General features: G+C 73.6%; 17 protein-coding genes. 5 read left to right on the top strand and 12 right to left on the bottom strand.

Going from position 1 to position 22425, the window contains the following annotated elements:
• The first annotated feature begins 1 nt into the window (after window position 1).
• Window positions 2-643, top strand: a complete 642-nt coding sequence (locus ACYVJE_RS06115; RefSeq protein ID WP_459157861.1) for a response regulator — start codon at window positions 2-4, stop codon at window positions 641-643.
• Between the two features lie 13 nt (window positions 644-656).
• Here the strand turns inward: ACYVJE_RS06115 and ACYVJE_RS06110 are convergent, their stop codons facing one another.
• The 3 genes from ACYVJE_RS06110 to ACYVJE_RS06100 are packed head-to-tail and all read right to left on the bottom strand — an operon-like array spanning window position 657 to window position 3643.
• A complete protein-coding gene (locus tag ACYVJE_RS06110) occupies window positions 657-1811 on the bottom strand; it encodes a sensor histidine kinase (RefSeq protein ID WP_461143666.1) in 1155 nt (384 codons plus the stop codon).
• Window positions 1812-1865: 54 nt separating this feature from the next.
• A complete protein-coding gene (locus tag ACYVJE_RS06105; RefSeq protein WP_461143665.1) occupies window positions 1866-2774 on the bottom strand; it encodes a serine hydrolase in 909 nt (302 codons plus the stop codon).
• Window positions 2771-3643: a LysR family transcriptional regulator gene (locus tag ACYVJE_RS06100; RefSeq protein WP_461143664.1), complete on the bottom strand. Its 873-nt coding sequence runs from the start codon at window positions 3641-3643 to the stop codon at window positions 2771-2773. Before ACYVJE_RS06100 ends, ACYVJE_RS06105 begins: the two co-directional genes overlap by 4 nt.
• A gap of 104 nt (window positions 3644-3747) precedes the next feature.
• Between ACYVJE_RS06100 and bla the strand changes: the two genes are divergently transcribed.
• Window positions 3748-4644, top strand: a complete 897-nt coding sequence (gene bla / locus ACYVJE_RS06095) for a class A beta-lactamase (protein ID WP_461143663.1) — start codon at window positions 3748-3750, stop codon at window positions 4642-4644.
• Between the two features lie 190 nt (window positions 4645-4834).
• On the opposite strand, the gene cydD is transcribed toward bla, so the two are convergent.
• The 6 genes from cydD to ACYVJE_RS06065 form a co-directional block, all read right to left on the bottom strand.
• Window positions 4835-8164 carry a thiol reductant ABC exporter subunit CydD gene (gene cydD, locus ACYVJE_RS06090; RefSeq protein ID WP_461143662.1) on the bottom strand — a complete coding sequence of 1110 codons (3330 nt, stop codon included), beginning with the start codon at window positions 8162-8164 and terminating at the stop codon, window positions 4835-4837.
• A gap of 367 nt (window positions 8165-8531) precedes the next feature.
• On the bottom strand, window positions 8532-9536 hold the full coding sequence (cydB, locus tag ACYVJE_RS06085) for a cytochrome d ubiquinol oxidase subunit II (protein WP_461143661.1): 1005 nt from the start codon (window positions 9534-9536) through the stop codon (window positions 8532-8534).
• Window positions 9537-9563: 27 nt separating this feature from the next.
• Entirely contained in the window at window positions 9564-11060 is a 1497-nt protein-coding gene (locus tag ACYVJE_RS06080; RefSeq protein WP_461143660.1) for a cytochrome ubiquinol oxidase subunit I, read from the bottom strand.
• Between the two features lie 129 nt (window positions 11061-11189).
• On the bottom strand, window positions 11190-13895 hold the full coding sequence (locus tag ACYVJE_RS06075) for a glycosyl hydrolase family 65 protein (RefSeq protein ID WP_461143659.1): 2706 nt from the start codon (window positions 13893-13895) through the stop codon (window positions 11190-11192).
• Window positions 13896-14121: 226 nt separating this feature from the next.
• A complete protein-coding gene (locus ACYVJE_RS06070; RefSeq protein ID WP_461143658.1) occupies window positions 14122-15327 on the bottom strand; it encodes a fumarylacetoacetate hydrolase family protein in 1206 nt (401 codons plus the stop codon).
• Entirely contained in the window at window positions 15324-16190 is an 867-nt protein-coding gene (locus ACYVJE_RS06065) for a hypothetical protein (protein ID WP_461143657.1), read from the bottom strand. The genes ACYVJE_RS06070 and ACYVJE_RS06065 overlap by 4 nt, the downstream gene beginning before the upstream one ends.
• Before the next feature lie 240 nt (window positions 16191-16430).
• Between ACYVJE_RS06065 and ACYVJE_RS06060 the strand changes: the two genes are divergently transcribed.
• The 3 genes from ACYVJE_RS06060 (at window position 16431) to ACYVJE_RS06050 (ending at window position 19393) form a co-directional block, all read left to right on the top strand.
• Complete coding sequence (locus ACYVJE_RS06060) at window positions 16431-17213, top strand: DUF2470 domain-containing protein (protein ID WP_459157850.1); 783 nt, start codon at window positions 16431-16433, stop codon at window positions 17211-17213.
• A 73-nt stretch (window positions 17214-17286) separates the two neighbouring features.
• The gene (locus ACYVJE_RS06055) at window positions 17287-18087 is read left to right on the top strand and encodes a CPBP family intramembrane glutamic endopeptidase (RefSeq protein WP_459160120.1); all 801 of its coding nucleotides are present in this window, start codon (window positions 17287-17289) and stop codon (window positions 18085-18087) included.
• Window positions 18088-18217: 130 nt separating this feature from the next.
• On the top strand, window positions 18218-19393 hold the full coding sequence (locus ACYVJE_RS06050) for an arginine deiminase (RefSeq protein ID WP_461143789.1): 1176 nt from the start codon (window positions 18218-18220) through the stop codon (window positions 19391-19393).
• 27 nt (window positions 19394-19420) lie between these two features.
• Here ACYVJE_RS06050 and ACYVJE_RS06045 read toward each other — a convergent pair whose 3' ends face one another.
• From ACYVJE_RS06045 to ACYVJE_RS06035, 3 genes are all read right to left on the bottom strand, one after another.
• A complete protein-coding gene (locus ACYVJE_RS06045; RefSeq protein ID WP_459157849.1) occupies window positions 19421-19978 on the bottom strand; it encodes a ferritin in 558 nt (185 codons plus the stop codon).
• A gap of 637 nt (window positions 19979-20615) precedes the next feature.
• Window positions 20616-21095: a SigE family RNA polymerase sigma factor gene (locus ACYVJE_RS06040; protein ID WP_461143656.1), complete on the bottom strand. Its 480-nt coding sequence runs from the start codon at window positions 21093-21095 to the stop codon at window positions 20616-20618.
• A 180-nt stretch (window positions 21096-21275) separates the two neighbouring features.
• On the bottom strand, window positions 21276-22217 hold the full coding sequence (locus tag ACYVJE_RS06035; protein WP_461143655.1) for a DUF5926 family protein: 942 nt from the start codon (window positions 22215-22217) through the stop codon (window positions 21276-21278).
• Window positions 22218-22425 lie beyond the last annotated feature (208 nt).

The raw sequence follows: 22425 nt of genomic DNA, 5'->3' as shown, positions 1-22425 counted from the left end.
CGTGCCGGTGAAGGTGCTGCTCGTGGACGACCACGAAGTCGTCCGCCGCGGCTTGCGCGAACTGCTGAACATCGAGGACGACCTCGAAGTCGTCGCCGAGGCCGGCGGGGTGGACGAGGCGCTGGTGCGCGCCCGCGCCACCCGGCCGGCGGTCGCCGTCGTGGACATGCGCCTGCCCGACGGCGACGGGTTGGACCTGTGCCGCCGACTGCGGGAGCTGCCGTCCGCGCCGCGCTGCCTCGTGCTCACCGCGTTCGATGACGAGCAGGCGCTCGTCGGCGCGATCAACGCGGGCGCTTCCGGCTACCTGCTCAAGCAGGTCCGCGGGCAGGACCTGGTCAGCGCCGTGCGGGAAGTCGCCGCGGGCCGGTCGCTGCTCGACCCGGTGACCACGACCCGGGTGCTGGACCGGCTGCGCCAGTCCACCGCGCCCGAACCGGAAGGGCTCGCCGCCATGACCGAGCGGGAGCGGCGCGTGCTCGAGCTCATCGGCGAGGGCATGACGAACCGGCAGATCGCCGAGCGGCTGTTCCTCGCCGAGAAAACCGTGAAGAACTACGTCACCTCCGTGCTGGGCAAGCTCGGCATGGAGCGCCGCACCCAGGCGGCCGCCTGGGTCGCCCGCCACAACAGCGAGTCGTGAGCGCTCCGGCGGATCACACCCCGACCAGGGGGACTTCCCAGGTCACGATCGTGCCGGCCTCCGGGGAGGAGTCGATGTCGCAGTGGCCGCCGGCGGCCGCGGCGCGCTCCTCCAGGTTGCGCAGGCCGCGCTTGCTCACGTCCCGCGGGATGCCGCAACCGTCATCGGCGACCTGCAGCGACAGACCGCCCTCCCCGCGGCGCACCCGCACGGACACCGCGCGCGCCCCCGCGTGGCGCACCACGTTGGACAGCGCTTCGCGCAGCGCGGCGCGCGCGTGGTCGGCCACCGCCACCGGCACCTCGGAGAGATCGCCGGTGATGTCCAGCTGCGGCTCCCGCCCGAGCAGTTCGCCGGCGATGCGGACCTCCGAGCGCATCGACTCGTGCAGGTCCGCCGCCTCCCGCGAGGACTCGGGGTCCGCGGAGCGCAGCGTGCGGGCGGTCGTGCGCACCTCGTCGATGGCCTGGTCGATCTCCTGCATCGTGTCGGTCAGCCGCTCGCTGTCGGCCGGCGCCAGCTGCCCCGACAACCGCCTGCCGAGCACCTCCAGCTGCATGCCCGCGGCGTAGAGGCGCTGCACGATGACGTCGTGCAGCTCGCGCGCGATCCGCTCCCGCTCCTGGTACACGGCGATGCGCTGGCGCGCCGTCGAGCCCTCCGCGAGCACCAGCGCCAGCCCCGCCTGGGCGGCGAACGAGGTCAGCACGTCGACCGCGCTGCGGGCGAAGGACGTCGCACCCCGCCGCCGGTACACCGCCAGCGCGCCGAGGCGGCGCTCGTTCGTGCCGAACGGCGCGACCGCGAACGGTCCGTACACGCGCAGCTCGGCGGGCACGTAGGGCGCGGTCAGCGGGTCGTCGACGAGGTCGTCCACCACCACGGGCACACCGCTGCGGGCCACGCGGGCCGCAGCCGAGTTGGACGAGAGCACCGTGCCCACCGGGTCGCCGAGCGGTGCCGTGTCGTCGGAGGCGCCGTGCACGGCCTCCACCGTGACGCGGCCGTCGTCGCCGCGCGCCGTCACCACGCCGAGATCGGCCCCGACGAGTTCGGCGGCGCGGCGCACCACGAGCGGCAGCACCGCGTCCGGGTCGTCCGCCGCGAGCGCGGCCTTGGTGATCTCGGTGGACGCGTCGAGCATCCTGCCGGCGAGTGCGGAATCCATGGCGCACTCGACACTACCGGCCGCACGCGCAGCGGACCGCCGCCTCACCGCACGTCACAGCGGACCGCGCCGGAGGTGGTCCCGCAGCACCCGCGCCACCCTGCTCATCAGCACCTCGGCCTCCGGCTGGTTCACCGCGGGCACGCGGGACTCGGTCAGCGCTGCGACCGCGAACGCCCGACCGTCGGCGTGCTCGACCACGCCCACCTCGTGCCGCAGGTTCAGCAGCGTCCCGGTCTTGGACGACCAGGTGGCCGCGTCCGAGGTGAAGTCGGGCGCGAGCCGCTGCCGCAGCACGTTGGCGCCCATGAGCTCCCGGACCCGTTCCGCCGCACCGGCACCGAGCCGCGACGGCCGCCACAGCTCCTGCAGCAGATCCGCGAACGCCCGCGCCGAGCCGGTGTTGGCGCGCGTGACGTCCAGCTGCGGGATGCGGTGCCCGCGCCCGCCGGTGCCGGCCTCGATGGCCAGCGAGTGCGCGAGGTGCGCTGCGCCGGAGGGGAACCACTCCGCCGGGGTGCGCACCAGCTGGCCGAGCAGGTGCCGGGCGGTGATGCCGCGCAGCTCCCACTCCCGCAGCTTCCGCGTGACCGCTGCCGGCGGGGTGAGCCCGAACAGCGCGTCCGCCGCCGCGTTGTCGCTGATCGCCAGGCTCAGGTACAGCAGGTCGTCGACGGCGATCCGCGCCGGATGCCGGAAACGGGTCACCCCGGTCGGACCGGGGGTGTCGACCCGGCCGGGCCGGACCGTCAACTCCGCCGAACCGTCGAGCTCCCCGCCCGCGATGCGTTCGGCCGTGACCGCGGCCAGCGGCACCTTGATCAGCGAGGCCACGGGGAACAGCAGGTCCGGCTCGATGCCGACTTCCCGCCCGCTGCGCAGGTCGCGCACCAGGAACGAGCCGCGCAGCCCGCCCTCGTCGAGTTCGGCGCGCAAGTCGCCGACGAGTCGCGCGGAGTTCACTCCCCGCCACCTCCGAGGCACGCCGCGACGGGTTCCCGCAGCTTCGCGCGGAGCCGTTCGGCCTCGTCGCCCACGTCGGCGGTGATCTCGTAGCCGCGCACCGGGCGGAGCTCGGCGAGCGGCCGCCAGTGCAACCCGAACTCCGCGGCCTGCGCGGCGGAGCACAGCAGCAGGTCGGCCGAGCCGTAGGCGGTGGCGACCGCGGAGGTGAGCGATTCCGCCACACCGACCTGCGTCGGCCGCAGCCCCACGTGATCCCGCACGCGCATGAGCGGGTCGCGCACGTGCGGCACGTCGTCCTCCGGCTGGATCCACACCCGCCGCGGTGCACGCCCGGAACGGCCGACCCGCAGCGCCTCGAGATGCACGGAACCGCTGCGCAGCGATACCGCGCAGGCGACTCCCAGCGGCACGGTCCAGCTCGCCTCGTCGGCGGGCACGGCGACGAGCGCGGCGCGGACCTCCCCCGCGCGCACGAGTTCGGCGCGTTCGGCGGGGCACGCCGCGCGGAATTCCAGGAACAGCTCGTGCGCGCGGGCCTGGACGTCGAGTTCCGCGAGATCGCGGCGCCGGCAGAGGGCGGGCACGGCCATCCGCAGCGGCCGCAGCCGGGAGCGCTCGGCGTCCTGCTCCATCGCGTCGGCGAAGTGCACCAGCCGCTGCGCCCACGGCAGCATGTCGCGCCCGAACGGGGTGAGGTGAGCGCGGCGGGCGGAGCGGTCGAAGAGCCGGTCGCCGAGGTGCGCCTCCAGGGCCGCGACGCGGCGGCTGGCCACCGGTTGCGGGATGCCGATGCTCGCTGATCCGCCGGTGAAGCTGCCGATCTCGGCGACGCTCACGAACGCGCGGCAGCCGCTGACCAGGTCCACGCGCTCATCCTATGCGATCCCGGCATCGAAGTTCCGGTTCGCGTCTTGGAAAGCATGGCGCCGTCCGGTCGAGACTCGCGGCAACCGACCGGAGAGGACCTTCCATGCGATTCCTGCCACGGGCCGCGGCGGCCCTGCTGGTGCTGTGCGCGCTGCTCGGCTGCACACCCCGGGACGGGCAGCAGGCAGTGCCGCCGACGCAGGCCTCCGCGGAGGCCGAGGAGCCGGACTTCGCCGGGCTGGAGCGCCGCTCCGACGCCCGGATCGGGGTGTACGCGGTGGACACCGCGACGGGCGCGGAGGTCACCCACCGCGCCGACGAGCGGTGGGCGTTCGCCTCCACGATGAAGACGTTCACGGCCGCTGCCGTGCTCCGGGACAACGGCGCCGGCGGGTTGCGCGAGCGGGTCCACTACACCCGCGGGGACCTGGTGGCGCACTCCCCGGTGACCGAGCAGCACGTGGACACCGGCATGTCGCTGCGCGGGCTGCTGCGCGCCGCCGTCCGGGACAGCGACAACACCGCGCAGAACCTGCTGCTGCGCGAGCTCGGCGGGCCGACCGGGCTGCAGCGGTGGCTGCGCGCGATCGGGGACACCACCACGCGCGCGGACCGGTTCGAACCGGCGTTGACCGAGACGACGCCCGGCGACCTCCGGGACACCAGCACGCCCCGGGCGCTGGCGGCCGATCTGCGCGCCGTCGCGCTCGGGGACGTGCTCCCGCCGGAGGAGCAGGAGGTCCTGCTCGCCGCGATGCGCGACTCGCCGCTCACCGCGGACCTGATCCAGGCGGGCGCGCCCGCGGGCTGGCGGGTCGAGGACAAGTCCGGCGCCGCCGACCACGCGACGCGCAACGACATCGCGGTGCTGCACCCGCCGAACAGCGCACCGATCGTGCTGGTGGTGATGTCGGACCGGCCGGAGGCCGAGGCGGGAGCCGAGCACGAGGACGCCCTCGTCGCGGAGGCCGCGCGGCGCGCGCTCGCCGCGCTCCCCTGAGGCAACGCGCCTGCCCCTGCCGAGCACCTCACCCGGAAGGAGGGTTTGAACATGTCGCGGGAAGTGCGCAAACCCCTGGGCACGGGTGCGGCGACCGCGAAGGTGCGGGCGGGAGCGCAGCGGGAGTGCGCACCGCAGGGCGGCACCGCGCGGTGCAGCGGGAGCGCCGCGCGGGGCGCTGAGCTCCGCCTCAGGTGAGCGCCGCGGGGGCGCTCCGGTGCGGGTCGTGTCCCGGTGCGACTCCGGTGCCGGTGCCGATCAGGTCGCGGAGCACCGCGACCTGACCGTCGGCCACGCGGAGCACGACGTCGGCGTGCTCGGCCTCGGCCCACCGGTGCGTCACGTGCACCACGGTGCGGTCGCGCAGCGCCCGCCGCAGGCAGGTGACCACGGAATCGGCGGTCCCGGTGTCCACGTGCGCCGTCGGCTCGTCGAGCAGCACCAGCGCGGCCTCCTCGTCGAGCAGCGCCCGCGCCAGGGCCAACCGCCGCGCCTCGCCGCCGGACACGGCCAGCCCGTCCGCGCCGACCACCGCGTCCAAGTGCTCGGACCAGCCGGCCAGCCCGGCCAGCCGCAGCGCCCGGCCGAGGCGGGCGTCCGAGGCCTCCGGGTCGGCCACGCGCAGGTTCTCCCGCACGGTCGTGGACACCAGCTGCGGTTCCTGCGGGCACCAGGACAGCCGCGGCGGCGCGGCGACCGCGCCGCCCTCCGGGACGAGGTGCCCGAGCAGCAGCGCCACCAGCGTCGACTTGCCGCCGCCGGACGGGCCGACCACGGCCACGTGCGTGCCCGCCGGGATCCGCAGGTGCACGTCGCGCAGCGCCGGTTCGGCGGCCCCGGGCCACCGCGCCGTCACCCCGCGCAGCTCCACCGACTCCGCCGGTTGCGGCGCGCAGCGCTGCTCGGCGCACTCCTCGGCGGCCGCGAGCACCGGCGCGACCCGCCGCTGCGCGGCGCGCAGCGCGGAGGCCTGCTGGGCGGCAGGCGGGAACAGCCCCACCGCTTCCGCGGCGGCCAGCGGCACCAGCCCCAGCACCGGCGCCAGCTCCGGGGCCAGCGCCCCGCTGGAGACGGCCGCGGCCCCGGTCCAGACCCCGCCGAGCACGGCCACCCCGATCGCCAGGGTCTGCACCGCGGTGGCCGCGCCCGATCCGAACGCCGCCCGCCGCGAGCGCCGCGTCAACAGCGCGTCCGCCGCGGCCAGTTCCCGGCGCTGCCGCGCGTCGGCCCCGAAGGCCACGTGCTCGGCGATGCCGTCGAACAGGGCGAACACCCGCGCGGCCACGCTGCGCCGTCCCGCGGCCGCGGCCGCGGTGGCGCGGCGCTCCGCAGCGAGCGCGACGAGCGGTCCGGCCACCGCCGCGGTGATGCCGCCGCCGGCCAGCCACCACCCGGCCGCGGGCAGCACCGCCGCCTGCACCGCGACCGCCCCGAGCAGCACCACCCCGCCGACGGCCGGGGGGAGCAGCACGCGCGGGACGAGGTCGCGGATCGCGTCCACGTCGTCGACGAGCCGGCGCAGCCCCTCCCCGCGGCGCAGACCGGCGGTGCGGGCGGGTCCGAGCCGCACCAGCGCGTGCCACAGCTGTTCGCGCAGCCGGCCGGACAGGCGGAACGCGGCGTCGTGGCTGACGACGCGCTCCACGTAGCGCAGCACCGCCCGGGACAGCGCGAACGTGCGCACGCCGACGACGGCCACGGTCAGCGCCATGATCGGCGGCTGCTGCGAGGCCCGCGCGATCAGCCACGCGGAGGTGGCGGTCAGCGCGAGACCGGACAGCAGCGACAGCGCGCCCAGCGCGATGCCGGCGAACGCGCGGGGCGTGAGCAACCGCCGCACCCGCCGCGCGCGGGGTCCGTCCACATCGGATTCACCGGCGATCTCGCGGGTCCCGCCGTCCGCCGCGTCCGCGGCCGGTGCCGGTTCCTCGGGGCGGTGGCTGGCGAGCACCACCACGTGGCCCGCTCGCGCGGCGCGGTGCACCGCCGCGTCGACCCGCCGCGCCGCGTCCACGTCGAGGTTCGCGGTGGGTTCGTCCAGCAGCAGCACGCGCGCGTGCCCGCGCAGCCGCAGCAGCGCCCGCGCGACCGCCACGCGCTGGCGCTCCCCCGTGGACAGCCGGTCCACCGGGCGGTGCAGCAGCGCCGCGGCGCCGATCTCCGCGAGCGCGGTTCCGGCGGCCTCGCCGGTGCCGGGCGGCTGGTCGGACACGGCCAGGGCGAGCTCCTCGGCCACGGTGCCGCCGCTGAACGCGGGCCGCTGCGGCACCCACGCCACGCGCTGCCGCCAGGCCGCCGGGTCGAGCTCGTCCAGCGCGGTGCCGCCGTAGCGGACCTCGCCCTCGTCGGCGCGGGTGAAGCCCAGCAGCACCGACAACGTGGTGGACTTGCCGCTGCCGCTCGGACCGAGCCCGTCGAACCCGTCGAGCCGCAGGACCTCGCCGGGGCGCGCGGTGAAGCCGACCCCGTCGGGCGCGCTGCCGGCGCGGCGCAGCACCCGCAGGTCGCGCACTTCCAGGGGGGCGGCTTCCCGCGGGGGCGGGGTGGTGCCGCCGCGGTGCTCCGCGGGCTCGTCGCGCAGCGCCTCGTCCACGCGTCGCACCGCCTCCACCCCGTCCTCGCTGGCGTGGTGCGCCGAACCGACGGAGCGCAGCGGCAGGTACACCTCGGGGGCGAGGACGAGCACCATCAGCCCGGTGGCCAGGTCGAGGTCGCCGCCGGCCAGGCGCAGCCCGATGCCCACCGCCACCACGGCCACCGACAGCGAGGCCAGCAGCTCCAGCACGAGCGCGGACAGGAACGCGATGCGCAGCGTGGCCATCGTCGTGCGCCGGTGCTGTTCGCTGACCCGCCGGACGACGTCGCCCTGCTTGCGGGCGCGGCCGAAGGCGGTGAGCACGCCGAGCGCGCGGACGAGCTCCAGCAGCTGGGCCGAGAGCCGTTCGACGGCGCGGGCCGCGCGGCTGGTGCGGTGCTCGGTGTAGCGGCCGACGAGCCAGCCGAACAGCGGGATCAGCGGCACGGTGAGCACGAGCACCAGCGCCGAGATCCCGTCGTGCAGCAGGATCCACGCACCGATCGCGGGCGGCACGACGCCGGCGGTGATCAGCTCCGGCAGGTAGCGGGTGAAGTACGCGTCGAGCGCGTCCAGCCCGCGCGTGGCCACTGTGGACAGCTCGGCGCGACCGCGCCGGTCGACCCACTCCGGTCCGCGCCGCACCGCGGCGTCCACCAGGTTCCGCCGCAGCTCCGCCTTGGCCCCGGCAGCGGCGCGGGCGGAGACCGCCTCGGTGGCCCAGCCGATCGCGGCGCGCGCGGCGATCGCGGCGGCCAGCACCACCAGGTGCGCGGTGACCTCCGCCGGTGCGGCGGCGCCGGTGACCACGGCGGCGAGCGCGCTCGCCAGCGCCCACGCCTGCACCACGAGCGCGGCGGCCTGCGCCGCCGCCAGCGCGCCGCCGAGCACGAGGGCGCGCCGCGCGGACGTCGACAACCGCGGCAGGGCTCCCAGCGGGGACATCGGCCTCCTGCTCCAGGTTCGTAGTAGTGCTCTGTCCAGTCGTTCGCAGTTCTCGCCTCGAGGTAACGCCCCCGGCGCGTCAGCTCAACTACCCCACCCCCTCATCGCATCGCAGCAGCACCCACCGCGGGTTCTCCTGTGCGGCTCCTCGCGAGGACGGCGAACATCGCCTGCTTCCGCTGTTCGGGGTGGGGGTCGGGGGTAGCTGGGAGTGCAGGAGGTTCCGCTACGCATGCGCAAACGCCCTAACAAAGTCCTACGGCCTGTTTCATAAGCGGTGTAGCCGCTTGTCCTTTCACCACCCGCGCAACGTGCACCGCCGCCACGGAAGCCCGTACGCAGCCCACATGTGAAACTCTTCCTGGTGTCAGTGCGCGTGCACGGGGATGTGGTGCGTGCCGATCCGCTTGCGGAACACCCAGTACGTCCAGCCCTGGTAGATGATCACGGCCGGTGCGCCGATCAGGGCGGTCACGCTCATCACGGTCAGCGTGTACGGGCTCGACGCGGTGTCGGCGATCGACAGCGACCAGGCCGGGTTCAACGTGGAGGGGAGCACGTTCGGGTGCAGCGCGCCGAACAGCGTGACGACCACCGCGGCCAGGCTGATCCCCTGCAGGGCGAACGCCTGGCCCTCGCGCCAGGCCGCCATCCTGGCCAGCGCCGCCAGCGCGGCCAGCAGCGCGATCCCCAGCGGCACCCAGGTCCAGGCGCCGCCCTCGGCGAGCTGGGCCCACAGCACGAGCGCGACCACCGGCGCCAGCAGCGGGACACCGCCGCGGAGGGCCAACCGGTGGGCCCGCTCGCGCACCTCGCCCTCGGTCTTGAGCGCGAGGAACACCGCACCGTGCAGCACGGAGAAGGTGCACACGGCCACGGCGCCGAGCACGGCGGGGCCGGTGAACACCCCGTACCACGGTCCGACGCGGTCACCGATCGCGTTCAGCGGCATGCCGAACACCGACAGGGTGAGCACCAGGCCGACGACCAGCGGCGAGATGTACGAGGACACGACGATGACCCGGTCCCACGTGCGCCTCCAGCGCGCGGAGTCGACCTGGTGGCGGTACTCGAAGGACACGCCGCGGCCGATGAGCGCCAGCAGCAACAGCAGCAGCGGCAGGTACGCGGTGCTGAACAGGGAGGCGTACCAGCCGGGGAAGGCGGCGAAGGTGGCGGCGCCGGCGACGATGAGCCACACCTCGTTGCCGTCCCAGACGGGCCCGATGGTGTTGATGAGCACGCGCCGCTCCTGCTCGTCGCGCCCGAGGATCGGCAGCAGCATGCCGACCCCGAAATCGAAGCCCTCCAGGAAGAGGTACCCCAACCAGAAGAAGGCGATGACGATGAACCAGACGGTGGGCAGATCCATGGTCGTGTCCTCGCTTGACGGTGCGTCTCAGTACGCGAACGACAGGGCCTGGTCCTCGCCGTCCCCTCCGGACCCGGTCGGTTCCTCCTCGGTGATCCCGCCGCGCACGACGCGGACGATCAGGAACAGCTCGACGACGAGCAGCACCCCGTAGAGCACGCCGAGCGTGATCAGCGAGGTGAGGATCTCGCCCGCGGCGAGGTTCCCGGAGACGGCCTGCGCGGTGTGCAGCCAGACACCGTCCACTCCGGACGGATCCGGGTTGGGGGCCACGACCCACGGCTGGCGGCCCATCTCGGTGAACACCCAGCCGGCGATGTTGCCGAGGAACGGCAGGGCGATGCTCAGCACGGCGCCGAGCGTCCAGATGCCGTGCCGCGGGAACCGCCGCTTGCGGGTGAGCACGAGCACGAGCACCGCGCCGAGCGCGGCCATGCCGCCGAAGCCGATCATGAGGCGGAAGCCCCAGTAGGTCACCGGCAGGTTCGGCACGTAGTCGACGGGCTGGCCGGCCAGCGGGCCCAGCCGCGGGTCGTCGGGGTAGTGCGTGCCGAAGTTCTCCTGGTACTGCGGGATGAGCGACTGCACGCCGTCGACCTCGCTGCTGAAGTCGCCCTCGGCCAGGTACGACAGCACGTAGGGGACGGTGAAGCTCTTGACGTCCTCGCAGTCGGGCCGGCTGACGTCGCCGACGGCGAAGATGGAGAACGACGCGGGCGCTTCGCTGTGGCACAGCGCCTCGGCCGAGGCCATCTTCATGGGCTGCTGCTCGAACATGAGCTTGCCCTGCACGTCACCGCTGACCGCCAGGCCGATGAACGCGACCAGCCCGACCCAGGCGCCGAGCCGCAGCGAACCGTGCCAGGCGCGGTAGTTCTCCTCCTCGCGGTCCGAGCCGCGGTGGTGGCGCCACAGCTGCCAGGCGGAGATGCCGATGAGGAACGACCCGGCCACGGCGAAGCAGCCGAAGATGGTGTGCGGCCACGCGGCCCACAGGGTGCTGTTGCCGAGCACGGCTCCGATCGAGGTCAGGCGCGGGCGCCCGTCGACCATCTCCACGCCGACGGGGTGCTGCATCCACGAGTTCGCCGCGAGGATGAAGAACGCCGACAGCACCGTGGCCAGGGAGAACGCCCAGATGCAGGCGAGGTGCACGCCCTTGGACAGCCGCCCCGCCCCGAAGATCCACAGGCCGAGGAACACCGACTCGACGAAGAACGCCATGAGGCCTTCCATGGCCAGCGGCGCGCCGAAGACGTCCCCGACGAACCGGGAGTAGGCGTTCCAGGCCATGCCGAACTGGAACTCCTGCACGATCCCGGTGACGACGCCCATGGCGAAGTTGATCATCATCAACTTGCCCCAGAACAGCATCATCTTGCGGTACCGCTGCTTACCGGTGCGGTACCACGCTGTCTGCATCGCGGCGACGAGGATGGACAGTCCGATCGTCAGCGGGACCATCACGAAGTGGTAGACGGTCACGATGCCGAACTGCCAGCGGGCGATGTCGAGCAGGTCCACGACTCCACCCTGGCTCGGTGACGATCGACTGCGCAGAGTCAGATGTCCCGATTCCCACGGTCGGAGGTCGCCGGTTCGGCGGGACTTTCGTCCCGCGAACCGGCGACCTCCCGGTGAGCGGACATGCGATCACTCGACGCGCAGTTCGCGCAACCCCGCGTGCTTCTCCGCATCGGCCGGCCCCGTCAGCTCCACCCGGACGAACCGGGCCAACCGGGGGTTTTCCGGCTCGGCCGGGGTGGGCGTGAAGTGCTCCCCGTCCAGCGAGGTGGACAGCCGCACCTGCTCCGGCCGCACCTCGGAGAACTGCGCGACGATCCTGCCGACCTGCTGCGGCCTGCCCAGGTCCGCGGTCAGCGCGCCGGAGCGCTCGTCGAGCACCCACGCCGTCGCCTCGCTGCCGTCCACGGCGGCCTCCGCGTACTTGCCCGGCTCCGCCGAGGTGGCCTGAGCCGGCTGGCAGCGGGCCACGTTGTCCGTGGGCGCACGGTCGGGTCGCCGCGTCTTCATCGTCAGCGGCGCCCCGTCGCTGACCACGCGCTCGCCCTCCGGGGTGCGCACCGTGAACGGCTCGCCCGAGCGCAGCTCGACCGTGCTCGTCTCGCCCCCGAGGCGGACGTCGAACGTGCGGCCCTGCCAGTGCAACCCGGTCAGCTCCACACCGCCCTCGGCCAGCTGCGGCGGCAGCATCGGGTCCAGCTCCACGGCGTCCTCGCGCAGCCGCAGCCCGGTCAACCCGTGCGTGAACGCCTGCTGGAAACCACCGCCACCGGTGAGGAAGTTCAGCGCGGGAGCGCCCGCGTCCTCGCCCGCGGTCTCCCCGCGCGCCTCCGAGAACTGCGCGAACGGCTCCTCCATGAACGGACGCACCGAGCGCTCGAGGTACGTGTTCGTCACGCACCCGGGCTCGCCGATCTCGGCGGCGTCGATGGCGTGCACCGCGTCCGTCATCGCCGGACCGTCCGGATCGGTGCGCTGCGCGTAGTAGTCGAGCGTGTTGCGCGCCACCTCGTCGGACATCGGCCACTCCAGCGGGTACTGCAGCAGCACCGTGTCGGCCTGCTTGATCTCGTGCCCGTCGTAGCCCGCGTACTGCACGAACCGCTCGTTCTGCGCGTCGAACGGGATGCGCAGGTTGTCGGCGATGTGCCGCCACTCCTGCGGCGCGTCGGCACCGATGACCTGCGCCGCGCGGGTGGCCTTGCGCAGCGCGATGGCCGCACCGGCGTTGGTGAACACGCCGTCGTCGACGCCGTTGCTGTACTCGTCCGGGCCGGCGACGTTCTCGATCGAGTAGCTGCCGTCGTCGTTGGGCGTGACGCGGCCGGCCCAGTACCGGGCGATCTCCCGCATCACCGGCCAGCCGTGCTCGCGCAGCCACTGGCGGTCGCCCGTGGCCAGGTAGTACTGCCACGCGGCGAAGGCGACGTCGCTCTGCAGGTGGTTCTGCGTCAGGCAGTGCGGCGGGTCCCAGCTGTGGCAGTCCTCCTGCAGGTCACCGCTGTTGGCGCTGGTCCACGGGTAGAACGCGCCCTGCTGGCCGATCGCGGAGGCGTTCCGCTTCGCGGCCGGCAGCAGCTTCTCCCGGTACTCCACCATCGACTTGGCGATCTCCGGGTTCTGCAGCAGCAGGTTCGGGTACATCCGCAGCTCGGTGTCCCAGAACGCCAGGCCCGCGTAGTTGTCGCTGCTCAGACCGGCCGGCCCGAGGGCGTGGGCCCCCTCGGCGCGCGTGCTCGACAGCACCGCGTAGCGCGTGGACCGCAGCCACCGCTGCATGTCCTCGCGCCCCGGCGTGCGCACGTCGCTGCGCCACAGCTGCAGCCACCTGCGCACGTGCTCCTCCCACACGCCGTCCCAACCGCGGTCGGCGGCGCTGCGGGAGTGCTTCGCGGCGGCGTCCGCGTGCTGCCGGCCGGTGTCCACGCCGACGAACTTCGTCAGCTGGTAGCTGCGGCCCTGCTGCACCGGGAACGCGACCCGCTGCCGCGCGGTCAGCCCGTCCCGGCCGTGCCCGGCCGGTTCGGCCCGCACCCCCGGGCCCGCTCGCAGGGTCGAGGCGAGGCTGCCGGTGTCGCCGACCTCGGTGGTGCTGAAGCTGACGTGCTGGGTGGAGCCCGCGCGCCCGCCGCCGGTGGCGTGCATGCGCCGCGCACCTCGGCCGTCGAGCGCGTCGGTGACGCGGACTTCGCCGCTGTAGTGCGGGGTCACCGTCACCCGCACCGCTCCCACGTGCCGGTCGGCGCGGTCGGCGAGGACCTCGTAGACGAGGTCGGTCTTCCTGCCGTCCGGTGCGGTCCACGTCAGCGAGGTGCTCAGCAGTCCGCAGCGGACGTTGAGGGTCTGCTCGAACCCGGAGATCCGCCCGGCCGGTGTGTCCGAAGTGTACTGGTGCTCGCCGGTGCCGACGTTGAGCGTCGACCACGTCGGCAGCGCCGCGATCGCGCGGCGCTGCCGAGGGGACTGCGACGTCGGCGCCTTGCCGTACCTCCCCGCCACGAAAGCCCCGTCGTAGCGCGGAGTTTCCAGCGGGAAGCCGGTCTCCTCCCCGGTGGCCGCGTAGCCCATCCCGTTCGGCGGCACGCGCTGCGACAGCAGGCCGTTGCCGACGAAGGCGTGCCGGGTGTACGCGTCGTCGAGGCGCCGCGTCGACATCTCCCACCCGGGCCCCGCGGCGCAGCGCGGATCCTCCGCGGCCGCCCCGCCGGCGCGCGCGTCCGAACCGCCGGGGGACGCGTCGGCGCGGGACGGCCCCGCGGACGCCGGTGGAGCCCCGGCCAGCGTCGCGGCCAGCAGCGCGCTGCCGAACAGCCCCGCAGTGCGTGAGTACCTCATCCGATCACCCCGGAAGATCGCATCCGAATCGATTGACCGGGGAGCTAAATCTCTTTCGCCCGTTCAGTCAACCGAGACGCGGGATCTCCGGCGGATCCGCCAGAACCCGCTTCCGGTGATCGGAAAAGCGGTGGTGGGGCTTCCGGAACCACGGCGGCGACGGCTGCCCCCGAGCACCCGCCCCGCAGCGCAGCGCTCCGGCCGCGAACCGCGCGTGCAGCGCTCCCTACCGCCGGGGCGCGGCGAGCACGGTCCCGGTGACCTCGCCGAGCCCCACGACGGAACCCTCCGGCCCCGGAGCGCTGCCGGTGAGCGTCACCCGGTCGCCGTCCTGCAGGAACGTGCGCTGCTCGCCGTCGTCGAGCGTGACCGGCTCGGCCCCGCCCCAGGTGAGCTCGAGCAGGCACCCGCGCTGGTCCCGCTCCGGACCGGAGACGGTTCCCGAGGCGTAGAGGTCGCCCGGCCGCACCGACGCGCCGTTGACCGTCAGGTGCGCCAGCTGCTGGGCCGGCGACCAGGACATGTGCACGAACCGGGGCTGGGCGACGGGGGTCTCGTTGCACCGCACCGCCAGGCGCAGGTCGAGCCCCCACGGCTCGTCCTCCACCAGGTACTCCTGCAGCGGGTGCTCCGGCTTCGGCACGTCCACCCGGGCGTGCTCGAACGCCTCGAGCGGGGTGATCCACCCGGACATGGACGTGGCGAACGACTTCGACAGCATCGGCCCGAGCGGCTGCGACTCCCACGCCTGGATGTCCCGCGCCGACCAGTCGTTGACGAGGACGACGCCGAAGACGTGCTCCGGCAGCTCGCCGGGGCGCAGCTGGCTGGCCGGTTCGCCGCCGCAGACGAACCCGACCTCGCACTCGAAGTCCAGCCGGCGCGTCGGGCCGAACGCCGGCTGCGCGTCCCCGGAGGCGCGGCGCTGGCCGCACGGGCGGTGGATGTCCGTGCCCGACACGCACACCGTCCCCGCCCGCCCGTGGTAGGCCACGGGCAGGTGCGTCCAGTTGTCCGTCAGCGGGCTCGTGGCGCGGCGCAGGATCCGCCCGACGTTCTCCGCGTGGTGCCGGGAGGAGTAGAAGTCGACGTAGTCCCCGACGGTGAACGGGCGCACCAGGGTGTGCCAGTCGGTGCGGACCAGTTCCGCACCGCGCGGCGCCCGCTCCGCCGTGACGATCTCGATCAGCCGCTCCCGCAGTTCCCGCCACCGCTCGCGGCCCGCGGCCAGCAGCGGGTCGAGCGAGTCCCCGCTGACCAGCTCGGCGAGCCGCGCGGAGAGCTGGTCCGCGATGCCGCGCAGCGGCAGGGCGTGCCGCCCCACCCGCACCGCGACGACCGGTCCACCACCGGTCACCAGCACCCCGTAGGGCAGGGTCTGCGGCCCGAAGGGCTTGTCCGCGGCGAACTCGGGATCGTCGATCCAGCTCACAGCAGTTCCAACCTTTCCAGGTCGGTTACCGGACCAGTCGGCGAAACAGCACCGCAGGAGGCGAACACGTCCCGCACCGCGCTCGCCGCCGCCTCGGACAGGGACCGGGCCTCCTCGGCGAGCGCCGCGCCGTCCGTGCTCTCCAGGGCCGCGCGCACGTCCTTGCCGGACAGCGAGCGGGCCGTGGCGACCAGGAGGTTGAGGAAGCCGTGGTACACGGTTCCGGTCCCCTCGTCGGCGCCGCGCACCGCGGCGTGCATGCCTGTGGTCGTTTTGAACGGTACGTCCAGGCTGCTGGCCACCGCGAGGAACTCGGCCACGACGTCCACCGATGGCACCGATTCGGGGGTGTGCCCGGCGCACCGGAGCTTCGGCCAGCACCCGTGCTCGGCCACCCGGCGAACGCCCTCGAGCCACTCGGCGCCGCCGCGGCGCGGCTCCACGACGCGCACGACCTCCTCGGGCACGAACTCGGAGACGCGCTCCAAGAACTCGTCGTCGACGTCGGACGGGGCGGGCATCTCCACCATGCGCAAGTCCAGCAGCTCCTGTCTCCCCTCGATGATGGACAGGGCCTTGGGTACCCCGCCGAGCCCGCTGTCGCACACCAGCGAGAGGGGCACGGGGCTGCTGGGCTTGATCTTGGCCAGTTCGGTGATCAGCTCGGGAAGTCTGGACGCGGGGCACAGCAGCGGCCCCAGCACGCCGGCGTACTCCCCGCCGCGCACGTCGAGGTGCGCGGACACCGCACCCGGGGCGGAAGCGGTGTCGCTGGAGAACAGCGACGCGTCATCGACCAGACGGGCGAACAGGGGCGGGATGCCGCGCGGACCGGGCGCGCGTAGCTCAACAGCGCTTGACACGGCAGACACGCTAATGCCGCGGCGATGAGTGAACAAAGTTGCCCGATACACGGGCGTCTGCGTCATTCGAATCGGCTGGAAACGGGCACGACACCCCGCCGATCAGACACGGAGAGTAGCAGTTCCCGCAGCGTGAACATCCCGTGAATCTTCTCGGTGATCACCCGGCCGCCGCCTTTCTCCACCACCCCCGATGATTTAGGGTTGCCTAAGTCGGAGGTGAGCAGAGCAGTGGGCAACATGACGACATCGACATCCCGCCGACCCGCTACCCCGAGCCCGGCGGAGCGGGCGCGCACCATCGCCAAACGCGTCGGATGCGCAGAACTGCTGTCCTGCGGTGTGGAACCCGAGCGCAGCACCCCGCTGCTGCACCACGTGCACGCGGACGGCACCGCCACGGTGCTGCTCGACGACGACCACGCGTTCGTCGACCTCGCCCGGCGCTCCCCCAGGCGGGAGGTCGGCGCGGTGCTCGAGATCACCGACTCGGCGCCCGTGCCCGTGCGCGAACCCGTGCGCGGGCTGCTGTGGCTCACCGGGTGGGTTCGGCTGCTCGAGCACGAGGCCGCCGCGCGCGACGCCGTGCTCGCCGTCGCCGAGGAGCGCCCGGACTCCCGGCTGCTCGACGTGGGCCACGGCGCGTCCGTGCTGCGCGTCGAGTCCGCCTCGCTCGTCCTCGCCGACGCCGAGGAGAGCGGCGCCATCGCCCCCGCGGGGTTCCGCGCCGCCGAGCCCGACCCGTTCTGCCTGCTCGAGAACGGCTGGCTGCGGCACCTGGAAGTGGCCCACCGCGACGTCGTCGGGCTGCTGACCCGGCACCTGCCGGAAGAGCTGCGCGGCGGCCACCTGCGGCCGCTCGGCATCGACCGCTACGGCATCCGGCTGCGCGTGGAGTCCCCCGACGGGGACCACGACGTGCGGCTGGCCTTCTCCCGGCCCGCGACCACCACCGAGCACCTCAGCCACGAGCTGCGCCGCCTCGTCGGCTGCCCCTTCCTCGCCGCCCAGCAGAGCGGGTGAGCGCACCGGCGGAGCAGCACCCCGCCGGTGCACCGGCACCGCGTGCGCGATCGGTACGGTTCCGGCCGTGAGCCTGCGCGCCTGGCTGGCCCCGCCCCGCCCCGCACAGCCGGAAACGATCACCGGCCGGGCGGAGCGCCGCGCGATCCTCGCCGAGCTGCTGCTCGTGCTCACGATCACGCTCGGCCTGTCCGCGGCGCAGAGCCTGCTGTCGCTGGTCGACTCGCTGCTGACACCCGAACCGCTGTCCGAGCAGCAGGTCGCCCTCAACGCCCCGGGCGCGCGGGTCGGCCTGCTGGACCTCGCGCACCAGCTGCTCGGCGCGCTGCGCCTGCTGGCCTGGGGAGCGCTCGGCGTGCTCCTGCTGTGGCGCAGCGGCCTCGGCCCGCGCCGCATCGGGCTGGACCGCACGCGGCCGCTGGCCGACGGCGCGGGCGGTGCCGGACTGGCAGCGCTGATCGGCCTGCCCGGTCTCGCGTTCTACCTCGCCGCGCACGCCGCGGGCCTCGCGCTGACCGTGCAGCCCTCCACGCTCGACGACACGTGGTGGCGCGCGCCGGTGCTCGTGCTGTCGGCCTTCGGCAACTCCTTCGCCGAGGAGGCGCTCGTCGTCGGTTACCTGCTCACGCGGCTGCGGCAACTGGGCCACTCGGAGAACGCGGCGCTGTGGACCTCCGCGGTGCTGCGCGGGGCCTACCACCTCTACCAGGGCTTCGGCGGGTTCGTCGGCAACGTCGTCATGGGCCTCGTCTACGGCCGCGTCTGGCAGCGCACGAACCGGCTGTGGCCGCTCGTCCTCGGCCACGCCCTCATCGACGTGGTCGCCTTCACCGGCTACGCCCTGCTGCGCGGCCACGTCGGCTGGCTGCCGTGACCGGCGCGGCCGCGCCTCCGGAGGCCGCGCTCGCGGAACGCGCGGAACCCCGCGACCGCGGGATCCGGCGCGCAGCACTACTGGGGCCGCGGCAGCGCTACTAGGCTGTGGCGGCGTGACGCGCGCGCAGGTGGACAACGAGGTCGAACCGCTGCGAACGGTGCTGCTGCACCGCCCGGGCCCCGAGCTGAAGCGGCTCACGCCGCGCAACAGCGACCAGCTGCTCTTCGACGCGATCCCCTGGGTCGAGCGCGCCCGCGAGGAGCACGACGCGTTCGCGGAGCTGCTGCGGCAGCGCGGGGTGGAAGTGCTGCTGCTGCGCGACCTGCTCGAGGAGACGCTGCGGGACGAGCGCGCCCGCGCCGCGGCGGTGCACGCGGCCGTGCGGGAGCGGGAACTGGGCGAGCACGTGGCCGACGTGCTGCGCGCGCACCTGTCCGGCGCGGACGAAGCAGGGCTGGCGGACGTGCTCACCGCCGGGATGACCTTCGAGGAACTCCCGGACGGCGAGGAGCGATCACTGGTGCGGCGGATGCGGCACCCGCACGACTTCGCCGTCGAGCCGCTGCCGAACCTGCTGTTCACCCGGGACTCCTCGGCCTGGCTCGGGCCGCGCGTGGCGATCGCCTCGCTGGCGATGCCCGCGCGGCGCCGGGAGTCGGCGCTGACCGATCTGATCTACGCCTACCACCCGCGGTTCACCCGCGCCCCCCGCGCCTACGGCGCCCACTCGGCACCGGTGGAGGGCGGCGACATCGTGCTGCTCGCACCCGGCGTGGTGGCGATCGGCGTGGGCGAGCGCACCACCCCGGCGGGTGCGGAATCCTTGGCGCGCTCGCTGTTCGCCGACGGCCTGGCGCGGACCGTGCTCGTGGTGCCGATCGAGCAGGCGCGCGCGTCGATGCACCTGGACACGGTGTGCACGATGGTCGACCGGGACGCGGTGGTGATGTACCCGGCGGTGCGGGATGCGCTGCGCGCCTACACGCTGCGTCCGGCGGGCGAGGACGTGCGCATCGAGGGGCCCGCACCGTTCCTGGGCAGCGCCGCCGAGGCGATGGGCATCGAGCGGTTGCGGGTCATCGACACGGGGCTGGACCCGGTCACGGCCGAGCGCGAGCAGTGGGAGGACGGCAACAACACGCTGGCCCTGGGCCCCGGGGTGGTCGTGGCGTACGAGCGGAACGTGGAGACCAACGCCCGCCTCGAGGAGGCGGGCATCGAAGTCCTCCGCATCCGGGGATCCGAGCTCGGGTCGGGTCGGGGCGGACCGCGGTGCATGTCCTGCCCAGTGCTGCGGGGATGACCGCGGCCGCGCCGCGCGTCCCGACCGTCACACGGCGCCGCCGGCCGCTTCCGGCGCCGTCGGGTCCTGCCCGCCGTCGCCGAGCTGCTCGCGGGACAGGAAGGTCTCCACGTCGAACATGTTGCCGCGCGAGCGGTCCACGACGTTGAGCAGCGTGGACATCTGCGAGACCTCCTCGACCTGCTCCTTGAGGAACCAGTGCATGAACTGCTCGCCGATGTAGTCGTCCTCGGAGCGCGCGGCCTTGGCCAGGGCCTCGATTTCCCGGGTGACCTCCTGCTCCTGCTCCAGCGCGAGAGCGACGAGTTCGCGCGGTTCGCCGAATTCGTTGCGCACCGCCTCGATGGCCGGGATGCTCGGCGAGATCCCCCGGTCCAGGAGGAACTGGACGATCATCATGGCGTGGTTGCGCTCTTCCAGGGACTGCTTGTAGAAGTGCTGGGCCAACCGCGGCATGTCCTCGTTGTCGAACCAGGTCGCCACGGCGATGTACTGCTGCGACGACGTGAACTCGTTTTTGATCTGCTCCTGCAGAAGCTGGCGGAACTGCGAGTCCTGCTGTTGGAACTTCTCTGCTGTGGTCATGCCGCCAGCATACTCTGGAACAAATCAAGATACATCCAAGGCAAGCCTCATGGAACTTTGGTTCGCCTTTCCTTCCGCTCGGGAAAGAAAGGCAAACCTCACCTGTCCCCACCGGTGCCCCGAATCCCACGGAAGCGCTCTTTCCCGCCCCTCGGGAACGCCCGTCCGGGCGCCCTCCGGAGCTCTCCCGGCGGTTTGCCGGGAACCCTCCCAGGCATCTTCCCCGACATCCTCCCGAGGCGGAAGAATTGCACGAATCACAGCAATCATGGCACAGATCATCAGAAATGTTCCATACCACCGCACCGAGCTTCCCGGTAACCGCCGACACGCGAAGAACTCCCGTTACCTCCTCCGAAAGAAGGACACCGGCAGCGCCGCACGCACTCCTCCGGAGCTGATCCCCCCGCACTGCACCTCCCCGCCCCGGCGTCCCACCTCCCCGCACCTGCGCACTCTGGACTCGTTCCAGAGAGCGCAATTTTCATGAAAATTGTAAGCTGTCCCCACCCGTATGGAGCACAAACTGTCCCCAAGGGGTGGGTTGTCCACAGGGAGGCGGGTGGGGGATTGACACCGGCGCGGCACCGTCAGGTCCTCCGGACGAGGCGAGGAGCTCGGTCGCGTGGCTCAGGCCTCAGGAGGTCTCGGCCTCCAGGCGGCGGCGCAGGGTGCTCAGCGCCTTGCTCGACTGGCTCTTCACCGTGCCGCAGCTGACGCCGAGCAGCTCGGCGATCTCCCCCTCGGACAGCCCGTCGAAGTAGCGCAGCACGAGCACCGCACGCTGGCGCTCGGGTAACGCCCGCAACGCCTGCCGGACCGGCTCGTCGTCCCACCGGTCCCGCTCGGGCTGCGCCGGAACCTCCGGGCACTCGGCGAACAAGGTCTCCCTGCCCGCGCGGCGCCACCGCGAGATGTGCGCGTTGACCATGGCCCGGCGGACGTACGCGGCCGGGTCGGCACCGCCGCGGATCCGCCCCCACTGCGCGCCGACCTTCTCCAGCACGGCCTGCACCAGGTCGGCAGCGTCGTTCGGGTCCCCCGTCAACGCGTGGCCGTAGCGGAGCAGCTCGGGCAGACAAGCCCGGACGAACTCCGTGAACTCCTCGTCCCCCATGTCCCCTGCCGTTCCCGCCCCGGCACCACCGGGGGCTCGACGGGGTGCCCGTCCGCACCGGGAGCAGCGGCCGAAGAACCGCTGCTCCCCCTCAGCCGAGTGCCGACGGAACACGCCGGTTCACCGACTCAGCTTGCCCCCGGTGGAGGATGAACGCCCGACGGGCGGGAACGCCGCGACTCAGCGCACGGTGACCTGGCGGCCGCGCAGCCCTTCGCGGACGCGCCGCTCGTCCGCGGACAGCGGCGCGTCGTCCAGCGAGGCCAGCGCCTCCTCGAGCCGCGCCCCCAGCGCGGCCGCGGAGTCCTCCCACTCGCGGGCGTGGGCTTCGCGGTCGACGTCCCAGACCGGAACGAGCAGCCCGTGCGCGCGGAACGAACCGGCGTAGCGGGTCCCCTCGCCGAGGTCGAGCTGATCGCGGTGGCTCAACCGCGCCAGCGCCGCCACCAGCCGGTCCTCCGGCTCGGGGCGGACCCAGCGCACGTGCGCCTTGCTGCCGGTGTCCACCCAGTACGCCGAACGCACCCCGCGCAGCCGCACCGTCGGTGTGATCGCCGCGTTGGCGCGTTCGAGCGACGTGGCGATCTCGCCGGTGGGCTCGACGCCCTCCGGCAGCCACCAGGAGAAGTCCTCGTGCGTGACGACGTCCAGGTCCGCCGCGGGGTCGAGCAGGTCCTGCAGGCGCGTCGGCACCGCATCCGCGGCGGCGTCCTCCGGTCCGACCACGGACAGCGTGGACCCGGCCGCGGCCTCGCGGACCCACTGCACCGCGCGCGCCACGTCACGGCTGACGTCACCGGAGCGCGTCTGCACCTGCATGCCCACGAAGGCCTGCCCGTCGGTGCGGCGCATCGCCGCGGCGGCCACCGGAAGCACGCTGGCCGCGGTGACCTCGCCGCCCTCGACCAGCGGGAGCCGCGCCGTGGCCGCGGGCACGAACTCGCGCAGCGCCACCAGCTCGCACTCGGCCGCCAGGCCTTCGAAAGGCCTGGTCACGATGACGTCGGCAGCGCCCTTCCGCTTGCCGTGGCACGCCTTGTACCGCTTGCCCGAACCGCAGGGGCAGGGCTGCCGGGGGCTCACTCCGCCGGAGGGGGTCTCGGAGGTGGTTCGCTCGGGCACCGGGATCTCCCGCCTTGTGCACGCGCGGCCGCGCGGACGACGATCATTGCTCCCCGCACGGTATCCCAGGCGTTCGGGCAGCCGACGCGGCGGAACCAGCCGCAGCCGGCGCGCAGTCTGACCTGCCGGGGAATGCAGCAGCGGCCTCAGCTGCCCTCGCACTGCTGCTCGCGCTCGGAGTGCCACCGGGGCGGACGGCCCCGAGCGC

It is taken from the genome of Salinifilum aidingensis (assembly GCF_054782015.1).
This window is presented reverse-complemented; position numbering and strand designations above follow the sequence as displayed.